At 59.9% G+C, this 14,523-nt stretch carries 6 protein-coding genes and 2 tRNA genes; 4 read left to right on the plus strand and 4 right to left on the minus strand.

Features of this window, described 5'->3' with window-relative positions; genetic code table 11:
• Nucleotides 1-2: 2 nt before the first annotated feature.
• The 3 genes from CKA38_RS16765 to CKA38_RS13425 all read right to left on the minus strand — a co-directional run bounded on the left by CKA38_RS16765 (nucleotide 3) and on the right by CKA38_RS13425 (nucleotide 8,747).
• The gene (locus CKA38_RS16765) at nucleotides 3-6,062 is read right to left on the minus strand and encodes an immunoglobulin domain-containing protein (protein ID WP_108825970.1); all 6,060 of its coding nucleotides are present in this window, start codon (nucleotides 6,060-6,062) and stop codon (nucleotides 3-5) included.
• Nucleotides 6,063-6,674: 612 nt separating this feature from the next.
• Nucleotides 6,675-7,502, minus strand: a complete 828-nt coding sequence (locus CKA38_RS13420; protein ID WP_108825972.1) for a glycerophosphodiester phosphodiesterase — start codon at nucleotides 7,500-7,502, stop codon at nucleotides 6,675-6,677.
• A gap of 141 nt (nucleotides 7,503-7,643) precedes the next feature.
• A complete protein-coding gene (locus CKA38_RS13425; protein ID WP_108825974.1) occupies nucleotides 7,644-8,747 on the minus strand; it encodes an SGNH/GDSL hydrolase family protein in 1,104 nt (367 codons plus the stop codon).
• A gap of 289 nt (nucleotides 8,748-9,036) precedes the next feature.
• Here CKA38_RS13425 and CKA38_RS13430 point away from each other — a divergent pair, with 289 nt between their 5' ends.
• From CKA38_RS13430 to CKA38_RS13440, 3 genes are all read left to right on the plus strand, one after another.
• Entirely contained in the window at nucleotides 9,037-9,411 is a 375-nt protein-coding gene (locus CKA38_RS13430; protein WP_108825976.1) for an NADH-quinone oxidoreductase subunit A, read from the plus strand.
• Between the two features lie 42 nt (nucleotides 9,412-9,453).
• Nucleotides 9,454-10,815 carry a PTS sugar transporter subunit IIA gene (locus CKA38_RS13435; protein WP_108825977.1) on the plus strand — a complete coding sequence of 454 codons (1,362 nt, stop codon included), beginning with the start codon at nucleotides 9,454-9,456 and terminating at the stop codon, nucleotides 10,813-10,815.
• 290 nt (nucleotides 10,816-11,105) lie between these two features.
• Nucleotides 11,106-13,955, plus strand: coding sequence for a type IA DNA topoisomerase (locus tag CKA38_RS13440; RefSeq protein WP_108825979.1), 2,850 nt, complete (start codon nucleotides 11,106-11,108; stop codon nucleotides 13,953-13,955).
• 296 nt (nucleotides 13,956-14,251) lie between these two features.
• Here CKA38_RS13440 and CKA38_RS13445 read toward each other — a convergent pair.
• Nucleotides 14,252-14,328: transfer RNA gene (locus tag CKA38_RS13445), tRNA-Asp, on the minus strand.
• A 108-nt stretch (nucleotides 14,329-14,436) separates the two neighbouring features.
• Here CKA38_RS13445 and CKA38_RS13450 point away from each other — a divergent pair.
• Nucleotides 14,437-14,513 (plus strand) — tRNA-Arg (locus tag CKA38_RS13450).
• Nucleotides 14,514-14,523: the final 10 nt, after the last annotated feature.

The raw sequence follows: 14,523 nt of genomic DNA on the forward strand, positions 1-14,523 counted from the left end.
GGTTATTGTTTTCGGCGCTGCCGGAGGCTTCGCTCTGCCAGAAGCAGTAGCATGGCGGGGAGAAGGAATAGCGAAGGCGCGCCACCTCCGCCTCCACCGCCGCCGGAGCTCGCGTCGTTGACCGTGAGCGTGGCGGGGTTGCTGGTTTTGGAACCGGCGGGATTGGTAACGACAACGGTGTAGCTGCCGGCGTCGGATTTTTGGGCGTTGGTTACCACCAGGTTTGCATTGGTCGCGCCGGGAATATCCGTTCCGTTTTTCTTCCACTGGTAGGTCAAGCTGTCGCCTGTTGCCGCGACCGTGAATGTCGTGCTGTCGCCCACTTTGATTGTTTTTGACGCGGGTTGCGTCGTGATGACTGGCGCGGCGAGTTCGCCCACCGTCACCGTGAACGCGCCGGAGGTCACGATTTCGCCCGTGGTGGCCGTCAATGCCACTGCATACGTTCCGGCGTGCGTTCCCTTATCCGCGTTGGTCACGGCGTAGGTCTCAGAGGTCGCGCCTGCGATGGCAAAGTTGTCGAGATACCATTGCCACGAGTTAGGGGCGAAGCCGGTTGCGTTCGCCGTGAGCGTGAAAGCTCCTAGTGCGGGAACATGGGCGCTGCTTGCGGTCGTGCCCGAACCGGCGCCGGTCACGGTTGCGCTGATGCTGGCGGTGCCGTTGGTTTGCGCGGGCGGAACGGAGTTTTTGCCTGCGGTGTTGCCCGCGTTTGCCGTGATGGAGGCGACCAATGCGGCGTCGGCGGGGCTGATGGTGTGCGAATACGCAGGGACAAACACCTCGTCGTCGCCAGTCGCGGTCGTGCCGGTGGTCGTGGTCGTGTCATTGCCCGACGCATGCAGCTTGCCGGTGGATTGTGTGGTGAGCGGATTGTTGGTGCCCTCGTAGAGGTTGTTGACCGAGAGGATTTGCGCGCCTTCGCCAGCAACGGTCGCAGTGGTGTTACCCGTCGCAGTGAAGTAATTGTTATACATGTTAACCTGCGCGTTGGTCACGCTCGGCATGTCTGACTTCAGTCCGTCGCCCCACAGGTTGTCGTGCAGGAGGATGCCGGTGGAAGCGCCCGCGTTGGAGATGGTCATCGCCGAGCCGCTGCCGCCCGTTGCGGTGAATTCATTCCACGAGAAGGCGATGTTGTCGGCATTGCCGGTGATGGAGACGGGGGCGTCGGCGAAGGTGCAATGGGAAACGTCCACGTCGTTCGCACCGTCGATGGTCAGCGTGCCGCCGGTGAAGTTGACGCCCATGATGACAATGCCGCTCGCGCTCGCCGGGATGGTGAGGTTGCCGGTGATTGTGGAGTTGCCGTCCGCGCCGACGATGGTTTTGCCGTGGCCGACGGTTGCGCCGCCGACCAGTGAAAGATCAATCGTGCCGGTCACAGTGATTATTGCGGGGGCGGGTGCTTCGAGTTCATACATGAATTCCAGCGCGTCATTTAACGCCTTGCTGACAACGGTAAGGACGGCGACATCGCTGGTGGCGTTCGGACTGATGCCATTCGAAGCAACGCAGCGGTATTGCGTGCCTCGTTGCGCAAGAGTGATGGTGGTGAGTGTGAGCGAGGTGGCAGTTTCACCAGCGATATCCGCCCATGTGCTGCCGCCAGAAGGCGCGAACTGCCATTGATAGGTTGGCGCGGGGTTTCCGGTGGCGGCGACGGTGAAGGTGGCGCTTTCCCCTTCAGCAGCCATTTGGCTTGCTGGCGGCTTGGTGATGACGGGTGCATGGTTGACTGTGAGCGCAGCAACGTCGCTGGTGGCGCTGCCTCGCACGTTGGTTGCAACAAAGCGATATTGCATGCCGTCCATCGAGGCGGCGGTGGTGAGTGTGAGCGTGGCGGCGCTGGCGGCGGGGACATCAGTCCAGGTGGCGCCATTGACGGAGGATTGCCATTTGAACCAGGGGGCCGGGGTGCCGGCTGCTGTTGCGGTGAGAGTGACTGACTGGCCGGCATTCGCAGTGGCGTTCGCCGGTTGCACGGTGATTTCGGGCGAGGTGTAGTTGGCAGGGAACTCGTCGAGGTCGGTGGTAAAGTCGGACAGGGTGTAGGTTTTTCCGAAGCGGTCCGTGGCGCGGATCTCGACGCTGGCCGCTGTGTTTTTCATGGTGTAGGCATACAAATGATTATTTTTGTTGCCGCTGTAACTGTCCGTGGAGCGTCCGAGGACGCCCTTGTGATAGCCGCTGGCATAGGCGTCGGGCCTTGCGCTGAGTTTTGTCAATGTGCCGGCCTTGACGCCATTTTCGTAGGCGACGATTTCCCATTGGGGATCGGAGTTCCAGGCGTCAACGACAACGACATTCGCAGCTTGGTTGTAGGTGAAGGTATTGGTGCCGCTGCCAAAGGCGGTGTTGCCGCGATACATGCGCATTTGGTAGGTGTCGCTGTAGCCGGTGGGCTTGGAATACCAGTCGGCGAGCTTGTTGCCGGAGACGGTGTAGACGCCGTAGCCGTTGGGAGCGCCGTCAAGATTGACCAAGGAATTCCACCATGCGCCGCAGGCGCCACCGTGAATGTGTTCGTAGGCCGTGATGTCTTTGGTGGAGCCGCTGATGGTAAAGGTGAGGTTTTGCTGGTAGTGGGTGTGGCCGGCGAAGAAGTGGACGTCGGCGTAGTCCTTGAGCAGATCGTAGAGTTTTTTGTGGGCGGTGTTGCCACGCAGCGGGATGTGGTAAGCGACGATAATGGTTTTTGTCTTGGGGACAAAACTGAGATCCTGGCGTATCCATTCAATAATATCGTTGGTGATGCCGGTGCCGTAGGCACTTTGGGAAGTGTAGAGGATGTCGTCTATGCCGATGACGTGGACGTCGCCGCGATTGAAGGAGTAGTTAACCGGGCCGTAGACGTTTTCATAGGCTTCGCTGGCCTCGTAGTCGTGGCTGCCATCGCCAAGGGCCTTGTCGTGGTCGTGGTTTCCGATGACGGCAAAGTAGGGGATGCCCGCGAGGTTGGTGGTGTCGCGTATGGGGATGTGCATGTTCAGGGTGTCGTTGCAGACATCGCCGAGGAGGATGGCGTAGGTTGGCAGGGTGGCGGTCTTGGCGAATTGGGCCATGTCGGCGATGGTTTCATTTCTGTAGCGAGCAAGCTGAGTGCTGTTGGACACCTGGGGGTCGCCGACTGCGAGGAGGATGAAGTCTTTTTCGGGCGCGGGGAGCCGGACGATGTTGAAATCGTAGCGCTGCTGCTCGTCGGTGAGTTTTGTATAAAATTGCGCCTGCCCGGGCTTGGCGGGGGTGCCGAGCGTGTTGATGGCGTAGTTTTCCGGCGTGGAGTAATAGACCATGCGCGCCTTGGTGGTGCCACCCTTGTTCGTGCGTTTCATCTGGTAGATGCCGTTGGCGTTGGTTTTGACGCATTGGAATCCGTCGCTGACAACGACACCTGCGACGGGCGCGCCGGTGTCGTCAACGATGGAGCCGTAGAGGTCCATGCCGGCGTCGGGGGTGATGGCCGGGGGGACGATTGTCCAGCGGGCGTAAAGGATGTGGCTGGCGGCGACGATGGTGGCGGCGGTGACTTGTGTGCCGCCGTTGGGCGCGGTCCACCAGCCGGCGAAGGTGGCGTTGGTGTTGGTGTGAGTGGGTGTCGGGAGCGCCCCGTAGGCGACGCCGACGGAAACCGTTTTTTGCGAGGGCGTGACAGAGCCGCCTTGCGCGGAAAACGCGACTATCATGCCCGCGGGCGTGGCCGCGTCGGTGAAGGTTGCGGTGTTTGAGCCCCCGACGGAGATCAAATTGGTCTTAATGTTTTCGAGCTGTGCGGGAGTGGGCGTGGTTGGCTCGCCGTTTATCGAGACGCGGATGGTGTATGCGCCGGTGGCATTGCCGGTGATGACGAGGCGGTCGCCAGTGCTGGTGTCGGGGTTGATGGCGAGAACGATGGTGCCGGATCCGGCAAGGGTGGTGGCGGTGGCGGTGTGGAAACCTCCGGAAATGGAGCCCCCGAGATCAAGGGTGGCATTGTTGACGAGGTTGCCAAGGGAAACGGCAGGCGTGGCGACGCGGAGCGTGCCTGACTCGATGGCGGTGTCGCCTGTGCGCGTGCCGGCGTCGGCGAGGACCAGGGTGCCTGCGCCTTTTTTGGCGAGTGATTTTCCGTCCCAACCGGAGGCGAGGGCGCCGAAACGGTCGGCGAGAGGGGTGTCGATGGTGAAGGCCTTGCCCTCGTCAACGGTGAAAACACCGTGGGCGTTGGCGGCGGGGGCATTCCATGCGAGGAAGCGGCCGATACGGTATTCGCTTAAGTTAAGAATATTTTTCCCGAGAAATATATAATCGGGGAGACCGGTGGCGCCGGAGAGGGCAGGCGTGATGGTGGCGAAGTCACCCGTGATGCCGCCGCCGGCGAGCAGGACGAAGGCTGAACGGAGGTCGCCGGACTTGTCGGCCGGCGTGGCAAAATCCCCAACGCCTTCGAGTCGGAGCGCGCCGCCGAGCGTGGCGCCTCCGGCGATGGTGACGCGGGGGGTGGTTCGCGCGCTGTCGGGCGTGACGGCAAGCGAGGACTGGGCGTTTTGGGAGTAGTTGCCACCAACGAGGACGGCGCCGTCGGAGACGATGTGAAGATGGGCGTCGCCAAGCTCGCCGAGGGCGAGGTTGCCGCTGATGTCGAGGAGTCCGGCGACGCTGGCGGTGCCGGAGGAATAGACGCCGGCGTTGTTGCTCTGCCCGGAATTTGCGCTGGCGGCGGCGCGAAAATCGCCGCCAACAGTGACCGTGCCGGTGGGAAGAATAGTGAGAATCCCGGTGCCGACGTTGCCAGCGGCGGGGGACACGGTGGGGTTGCGTCCAAGGTAAAAGTGGGTCTTGTTGGTCCAGAGTCCCGCGACGGTGGCGGTGCCATGACCGCTATTTTGGCCGCCGAGGGATGAGTAGGTGCCGACAGTGACGGTGCCGGTTTCGGTGATGTTGAGCGTGCCGGATCCCTGATAGCCGACTTGGAAGGAGGTGCCGACTGCCCATCGCCCGGAGACATCGACATTGCCGAGCGAGTTGGCACTGGAAGCGACGTGAACGTAGGTGCCGGTGCTAAAATAACCGTCTACAATAAGCGTGCCGCCACTGGGGCCGTCGGCGGGGCTGCCGACGGGGTGCTTGGCGTTAAAAATCTTATACTGGCCGATGATGGTGTGTCGTCCGGCGCTGACAGTGCCCGTTTGTCCAATATGAAGATGCCCCGCGCCGGAGCGCCCGACAATGAGAGTAGCGTTGTTCTGCAACCAAACGCCGTCAACAATGGCGGTGCCGGAGGCATTGCTATAGTAGTCATCGGTGGATCCCCGTCCGAAATGGCCGAGGGTGGTCTCGGTGCCGCTGAAGACGACGGTGCCTGTCTGGGGTATTCTTAGCACGCCAATGGATGCGGCGCCGGCGACGGTGGTCTGTCCCGCGTAGGCAATTCTAAAGGTGCCGGTGGCGCCAGTAATGTTAAGCAGGCCGTTGACCGTGACATCGCTGGTGTGGTTGACGGCATTGCCGAGATTAAAGGATCCGCCAACGTTCCATGTGCCGTCGATGGTGGCTTTGTTGTAGGCGGGGGCGGGGGCGGCGTTGCGGCCGAACCAAGCGTTGGCGGTGTTGGTGAGCTCGGCGCCTTTGGCGAGGTGGAATGTGCCCGAGCCGTAACTGCCAACGTAAAAGGTGTAGGCACGAACGGAACCGGAGCCGAGGATGGTGAGCGCGCCGGCGCCACCGGTCGGGGCGGGGAAAAGCACGCTGGTGCCGCTAACGCCGCCGATGGAGATTTCGAGGTTGGTGTTGGTCCACGTGCCGGAAACGATGACGGCGGCATTGTCGCCAGCGGCGAGACCAATGTTGCTGTCGTAAACGGTGGCGTTGTCGGTGATGCGAAGCGTGCCGCTGGCGAGGTTGATGGTGTGGTTGTTGGCGCGAGTAGCGGGGGTCGTGAGAGCGACGTCGGAATACCAGTTATCGTCGGTGATGGCACCGTTGCCGCCGCCCCAAAAGATGTCGGCGGCGCGGGTCGCGGGCGCGAGGGCGAGGATTGCGGCGAGCGCGGGGAGGGCGAGGAGGGGGAGTTTTAATTTCATGGGAAATATAAAGGGATGTGTCGTGTTTTTAACCGCGTCCACGATGCCGGCGAGCGACCCTGCATGAATACTGGAGGGACGTGAATAAAATTTAGACAGAATGCAACCGGGGTGTGCTGTGTGGGGGGGCGGGAGGGGGTGATAAGGATAAAATCGAATTTAGGCCTTTTTTTGCAGGGAACCCCGCGCTTAAGCAAGCGTGTTAATTATTCGCACCGCCACGTGGGTGTGACCAGAAGTTGCGTCAGCAAATCGGCGGCGAGAGCGATTTGTCCCGGGGGGCGCACGCATCTCGCGTGCGAAGTTCGGTGTCTCGCCGGACTTCTCTGAGGGAAGGGCGTCGACGGGACGTCGCTGCCAACACGCGGGACGTGTGTGCTCCACGGAATTGCTCTCATGCGTCCCGGAATTCGCCCTTTTGACACAACTTCCGGGCGCATCCCAAAATTTTCGATGCGCGAGGAACCGACTCAGGACGAAGCAGCGATCCCCGGGCCTCCTGACGAGGTGCGACGCGCCTCGTCCGCCTTGGTTTTTTTCGCCCCCCAAAAAAACAAAGGCGTTTCGGTTTAAATTATCGCATGAAAATGCCCTTGGTGAGGCGAACGTGCACTAATACTTCACTTTGAGCCAGGGCGTCTTTTCAGCGGCCCATTTTTTGACCTCAAGCGGAATGTCGGTGCACATGTAATCGCAGCCCAAATAGGCTCCCAGCATAAAATCGTCCACCGTAAGTCCCGGCCACAAACTGACGGTCAATCCTTCCTTGTGCGCTTTTTTGACACTGCTCCGGCTTGTTCCGTTCATGGTCGCCCCCAGCCGTTTGATGCCGAGTGCCTTGCATAGTGCGATTGTCTCGTCGTTGCAGGGTTTGCCCGTGATCAAAAGCAAATCCACACCCGGATATTTCGATTGCAGGTAACGCAATCCCCGATAATCGCTGGAAGTGAATAGGTATTGGGCGTCGGCCGGCTTGTTCGCCATGACTGCCTTGTAAAGCTTGTCGCAATACTCGGCCAAACGCGCTTCCGGATAAAGCGCCACGGGCTTCGTTTTCAACTCGAATTCCACGTATAAACCCGGCTTGTCCTTCAGAAAATCGAGAAACTCATCCAGAAAAAGGAAGTCGTTTCCTTTCTTTGTTTTCAGTTGTCGGATTTCCTGCGCGGTTTTCTCTTCGACGGCTCCTTTTCCGTTGCTTGTGCGTTCAAGGGTGCTGTCGTGCAGAATCACCAATTCGCCGTCTTTGGTCATGCGAATATCCGTTTCGAAACCACGATAGCCGGCATCATAGCTCGCCTTGAAGGCCATCATCGTGTTTTCATCATGCTCTAGGCGTCCGCCACGATGGGAAAAGACGCGTATTTCCTGATCCTGCGCAAAGAGCTGCAAACTGAAGGACAAGACAAACGAGGTTAAAAGAAGATAACGTGGTTTCATTTTGTTAGTAGGATAAGTGGATTAAAGGATGACGAACGGGGTTTGTTGATTTTCCATTGAAGGGAATTGTTTTTGGCATGATGGCGCGAGATTCGCCAAGACATATTTTCTGACCGCCTCGCGCAAAGCGCGCGCATGCGATTATTCTTTTAAGACCCGCTTGAGCACGGGCAGGAGGATTTCGGCCTGGCGATACATACCGAGGTCGGAGGGGTGGGAGCTGTCAACGGTGCCTTCGTCGTCGTCGCCGAACAACTGGCCGCCGGTGACGTAGGTGACGCCTTTCACGCCTTCGGCGGCGAGGGTTTCGTAAGCGACGCGCAGCGCCGCGCGGGCGGTTTCGTTTTTCTTGAACTGCCGGGGCAGTATCCACGCGTTCGCGTAGCTGCGATCCTCCATCAATATGATCGGGGTCGCCGGGTGCTTTTTGCGGATGGCGCGGATGCAGTTTTCCGTGCGCTTGGTAATCTCGTCCGCGGCGAGCGAGCTCATGTTGGGCAGGCAATCGAGCACGAAGACAGAAGCGTCGATTTCCGCGACGAGGCCGGCCATCGCCGGTTCCATTTTGCCGTTGCCGGAGAAACCGAGGTTGATGACGGGCGTGTCGAGCTTGCGTCCGAGTATTGCCGGCGTGGTCATGCCGGGACGCGACGCGGAGCACCCATGCGCGATGGAGGTGCCGTAATAAACGATCGGCTTGGCCTGGGGCGGCGCGACGGGCTCGAATCCGCTGCCCTCGGGGACGCCGATTTCGACCGAGGTGGTGTTGTTATAGAGCGGCAGGTAGAGCATGTAGTCGCGCCACTCGGGAGTCGCGCCGTTCAGGATTTTTTCCTCGTGGATTTTGTTCTTGGGTTTCGACGAGCCCGCCCAGCGCCACTGGCCGTTCGGAGCGCGCGCATACAGGTCGAGACCGCTGACGCCGGTTGCGGTCATGTGCGGTTTCGCCAACTCGCCCGAGACTTCGTGGCGCGTGTGGATCACCGGCGCGTTGGTTCTGAAATAGACAACGAGGCCCGCCGAGTTGCGAGAGAGTCGCCAGACTGCCTTGGTGACCTTGCCCTCTGCGCGTTGAGGGAGGCGCGAGTAGTGCGAGGGCGTGTCGTCCCAAGCGCGGCCTGCGGGTTTCCATTGCGAGGCATCGTGCCACACGATTTCTTTTTGTGGCGCTTTTTTGGACGCGTCCGCAGCGGAAAGTCCGGCGGAAAGCAGCAGCAATGCCAAAAATGCGGGCAGCGCGTGCATGGAATGGAATAAGCGAGGCGTGTGTCTAGGGTTTTGCATAGGGCGGGTAAAAGGGGGAGAGGGTGCTTTGATAGAAATCCAAATCCCAAGACTCAAGAAGGAAAGCTCATTTTATTTTTACATCCGCATGATTTGGCGGCATTCTGGACGAAACATTCTCTTGTGCGAATGGCCTTGATCGGCGCTTAACGGAGCCAACACGCAACCATCCAAAAAATCCCTTGTCTCTACGGCTGTTCTGCGGCCATGTAACAGGCTGCGTTTTTTCGCCTCTCAAATTTATCTCACCATGTCCTCGGCGGCCTACTTTCCCATCCTCGTTCAAATCTGCCTCGCAATCGCGCTCACCGCGGGCGTGATTCTCACCTCGCAACTGCTGGGTCAGCGCGCGCGCAGAAACGCCATCAAGGACTCGCCCTACGAGTGCGGCGTCAAGTCGGACGGCAACCCGCACACGCGTTTTTCGGTGAAGTTTTATGTCACCGTGATGCTGTTCATTCTTTTCGACATCGAGGTCGTTTTTCTAATCCCCTGGGCTTTCATCTATCGCGACTTCCTCGCCAACAACATTGAAATTGTCGCGCCGATCCTGGTTTTCATCGGCGTGATCGTGCTCGGCCTTTTCTACGAGGTGAAAAAAGGCGCGCTTAAATGGGAAAAGTAACACGACCCGTCCGCCCTCCCCTTCCCCCACTAGATTCCTTCCATGCGGCTAGAAAAAATCATCGCCCGGAGCAGAATTGTTGAACTCGGCAGCCCCGACATCACCAGCGCGCTGGAGGAATTGCTCGAGGTTTCCATCAACCGGTTTCCCAACCTGAAGCAGGACGTTCTGCTCAAGGGCCTGCTCCAGCGCGAGAGCACGATGACCACCTATCTCGGCAACGGTGTCGCGCTCCCGCACGTGCGTGTGAAACTCGGAGGCGAGCGCCGCTACATCCTCGCCGTGGGCCGCAGCGTCGCGGGCATACGCCACGACGGCACGAAGGCCGACGAGGCGATCAACCTGATTTTCATGCTCCTGGCGGACGACCGCGCGCGCGATTACCTGCAAGTGCTCGCCGCCCTGGCGCGCATCATTGACGACGCGGATTTCGTAAAAACGCTGCTCACCGCGCCCAAGCTCGATGACGTTTACGAACGCCTCTACTCGGCCTTCGGCGGTATGACCGCGCGCCCCGTGCAAGTGCAGCAAAACAGCATGAACCGCACGATGATCGCCGAGGCGGAGCGCGTTGCGAAGGGCACGGCTTGCGGCATGATCATGGTGTTCGGCGACACGTTCAACAGCGGCGTCGAGCTCGGCCATTGGTCCTCCAAGATCAAATCGCTGCTTGTGACTCGCAACTTGGTCGACTCCTCGCAAGCGCAGGGAAAATTCGCCGAGGTCATACAAGTGCGCTCCTTTTCGAGCCAGCGGCTCGCGCAACTGCGCAGCGCGATCGTCGTCGGCCTGACTCGCGGCATCATTTCATTCGACGACCGCATCTGCTGCCTCGCCGGGCTGACCGGCAACAACCAGTTCGACACCATCGTGGTTGTCGATGTGGGACGCGAATTCCAAACGCTGCTCACACAAAACACCGACCTGCTGCCCGATGACGTGAAACCCGAGGTGTTTGAGCGCGTGATCGCCGTCGCAAGCGAGCTCGCCATCGAAGGGCGCGAGGGCAAGCCCGTGGGCAGCCTCTTCGTCCTCGGTGACAACGCGCACGTGGAAAAACTCACCAAGCCGCTCGTGTTGAATCCATTCTATGGATACAAGGAGGAGGATCGCAACATCCTCAATCCGTTCATGGACGAAACCATCAAGGAGTTTTCGTCGATCGACGGCGCGTTCGTGATCCGCGGCGACGGCGTGGTGATTTCCGCCGGAAGCCTGATTCAGGCGGCGGACAGCCATGCGCTCCCCGGCGGACTAGGCGCGCGCCATTCGGCAGCCGCGGCGATTTCGGTCGCCACCAACTGCATTTCAATCGCGATTTCGTCGAGCACCGGCCAGGTGACACTCTTTCGCCGCGGCGTCATGCTCACGCTGATGGAAAAGGGCAAGATGGCCAAGGTCTAAGGGCTTCCGACGAACCGCGCGGCAAGGGCCGGGTCGCCGGCAGGCGGACGTCAGGGCGGTTGGCAGACTGTCGTTAACGCTCGAAACGTCGAAACCGCCGAGCACGGCCCTCGGGAAAAAATTATTGTGTGAATATTCACCCACTGGATGGCGGCTGGTTTTTTGTGCGCATCCCATTGTGGTTTCGCAACTTTGTGCTTTGTCAAAAATCTGTGTTTTTCACACCCCTCAAAAAACAAAACCTTGAAATCCTCGCGCCACCCCCATAACCGCTCGCCTCTTAAAACATCATGAAGTCACTCATCATCGCGGAAAAGCCCTCCGTCGCCGCCGACCTCGCGCGCGCCCTCGGCAAGGTGCCCAAAAAGGGCGACCATTACGAAAACGACCAATACGTCATCTCTTCCGCGGTGGGCCATCTCGTCGAACTCCTCATGCCCGAGGACATTGATAAAAAGAAATACGGCTTCTGGCGCCTCGAAACCCTTCCCATCATCCCGAGCCGCTTCGAACTCAAACCCATCGACAAAACCAAGGACCGTTTCGCCTCGCTCAAAAAACTCCTCGCCCGCAAGGACATCGACGAGGTCATCAACGCCTGCGACGCCGGTCGCGAAGGCGAGCTCATCTTCACTTATATATACCAGCTCGCGAAATCAAAACTCCCCGTCCGCCGCGCATGGATGCAAACCATGACGCCAGCGGGCATCCGCGCCGCCTTCGAGGAAACCCGCCTGCGCACCGCCGGGCAAATGTCCGGCCTCGCCGACGCCGCCCGCTGCCGCTCCGAGGCCGACTGGCTCATCGGCATCAACGGCACCCGCGCCCTCACCAAGCGCATGTTCGGCAAACGCGCCGGCAACGTCGCCAGCGTCGGCCGCGTGCAAACCCCCACCCTCGCCCTCGTCGTCGCCCGCGAGCTCGAAATCCGCAACTTCATCTCGCGCGACTACTGGCGCATCACCGCGCAATTCGGCATCGCCAACGGCTCCTACGAAGGCGTTTACCAGCGCCCCAATTACAAGAAAAACGACGCCGACCCGCACGATCGCATCGACCGCCTCTGGGACAAGGCCGCCGCCGAGGCCGTCCTCGCCGACTGCCAGGGCAACCCGCCCGCCGCCGTCACCGAGGAGAAAAAAGCCGCCACGCAAATCGCCCCGCGCCTCTACGATCTCACCACACTCCAGCGCGAGGCCAACAACCGCCTCGGCCTCTCCGCCCGCCGCACCCTCCAAATCGCGCAGGCGCTCTACGAGAAGCACAAGATGATCACCTACCCCCGCACCGATTCGCGCGCGCTCCCCGAGGACTACATCCCCACCTGCAAAACCACGCTCCAGGCCCTCGAGGGCAACCTCGCCCCGCACGCCCAAAAAGCACTCGCCGAGGGTTACGTGCGTCCGAACAAACGCATCTTCAACAACGCGCAAATCTCGGATCACTTTGCCATCATCCCCACCGGCTCCGAATACAAGAACCTCGACGACATGGAGGCCAAGGTGTTCGACATGATCGCCCGCCGCTTCGTCGCCGCCTTCTATCCTGTCGCCGAATACGACGTCACCACGCGCATCAGCACCATCGCGCAAAAGCACAACTTCAAAACCGAGGGCAAAGTCCTCACCAACCCCGGCTGGCTCGCCGTTTACGGCCGCACCAGCATCGACGAGGATTCCGCCAACAACAGCAACGCGGCGCAGACCGCAAAGTCTGCCTCCGCCGCCCTCCCCGCGCTCACGCCCGCGGACAGCAACAGCGCCAAAACCCTCGACACCAAACTCCACGCCGAAGCCACCAAGCCGCCCCCGCGCTACACCGAGGCCACGCTCCTCTCCGCGATGGAAAGCGCCGGCAAACTCGTTGACGACGAGGACATGGCCGACGCCATGAAAGAACGCGGCCTCGGCACCCCCGCCACCCGCGCCGACACGATCGACGGCCTCATTTACCAAAAATACATGGAGCGCAACGGCCGCGAACTCTCCCCCACTCCGAAAGCCGAGGGCCTCCTTGAGTTTCTCTCCGTCGTCGGCGCCGAGGCGCTCACCAAACCCGACATGACCGGCGAGTGGGAATACAAGCTCCGCCTCATGGAGCACAACAATTACACGCGCGACAAGTTCATGCACGAAATCGTCGATGTCACCAAGGGCATCGTTGACCGCACAAAAAACTTCGAGGAGGACGAAACCACCGCGCGCGTCACCGACATCATCTCCCCGACCGACAGCCAGCCGATGAAAGAGACGCTCCGCGCCTACAAATCGCAGGACGGCGCGCTCGTCATCTACAAAGTCATCACCGGCCGCAAAATCGAGGAGGACGAAATCCGCCAGCTCGTCGCCGCCGGCGAAATCGGCCCGCTCGACGGCTTTGTCTCGCCCCGCACCGGCAACCGCTTCCCGTCGAAACTCCGCATCATCGACGACCCGAAAAACGAAGGCCAAAAAAAGGTCGAACTCGATTTCGGCAACAAAGTCGATCTCTCCGCGCTCACGCCCGTCTGGACCGACCCGAAAACCGGCGAAGAACTCTGCGAAGCGCCCACCAACTACATCCTCCGACGCCGCAACGAAAAAGCCGACGGCGGCTGGGAGCAGACCTTCTCGGTCGGACGCCTCATGTGCCAAAAGCCCATCGAACTCGACCAGGCCATCAAGCTCGTCACCGAAGGCAAAACCGACCTCATCCAAGCCTTCATATCGAAACGCGGACGCCCCTTCGACGCGTATCTCCTGCGCAAAGGCGCGCGCATTGCATGGGAGTTCCCGCCCCGCGCCCCGAAAGTAGGCAAGGACGGCAAACCCGTGGCCCGCAAAACCAAGGCCGCGCCCGACCTCACCAAGGCGACCAAAATCGGCGACAGCAAGGCGCACGAAGGCGGCACGCTCTACGAAACGACGGACAGTTACATCGTGGCCAAACCTGGCGCGAACGACGAGCCCCGCATCGTGTTTGAGTGCAAAAAGAGCATCTGCCAAAAAGACATCGCCCTGACCGACGTTCAGCAAATGCTCGCCGACGGCAAAAGCCCGCTTATCGAAGGTTTCGTGAGCAAGCGCGGCAGCCAATTCAACGCCTATCTGGTATTGTCCAAGGACAAGAAAAAAGCCGATTTCGAGTTCCCGCCGCGGTAATGCGTAAATCGCAAAGCCGGGCAAAAAAGATTCGGTGGCTTTTTAAAGAAACACCGCGAGTCATAGGTGTGGAGAAATCTTCAAGATTTCGCGCACCCATGCGCACGCAGTCATCCGTCCTCTTTTGGGGCAGACGATGTTTTTTTTAAGGTGAAAGAGCACTGCACTTTTGCACGGCCCTCTTGTTTTGCGGACAGCCCTTTAAACCAGTGCAAAAACCCCATTGGAAAAGCCATAAACCGGGAGTGCATCGAAACAGGGCAAAAAAAGAACTCCTTGTTACCAAGGAGTTTAAATGGCGGGATGGACGGGACTCGAACCCGCGGCCTTCTGCGTGACAGGCAGACGCTCTAACCAACTGAGCTACCACCCCAAAAAGTGGGAAAGGTCGCAAAAGCTACGATGCGCGGCAGTCATGTCAAGCGTCTGTTTTTACCCTTGTCGAAAAAAGTTTTCCGCGCATATCAATCTTCCGTTCCACGCGGTGGTAGCTCAGCTGGATAGAGCATCGGTTTTCTAAACCGACGGTCGTGGGTTCGAGTCCCGCCCACCGTGCCATTTTTTATTT

The sequence above is a fragment of the Ereboglobus luteus genome (assembly GCF_003096195.1).
Classification (GTDB): Bacteria; Verrucomicrobiota; Verrucomicrobiia; order Opitutales; family Opitutaceae; genus Ereboglobus; species Ereboglobus luteus.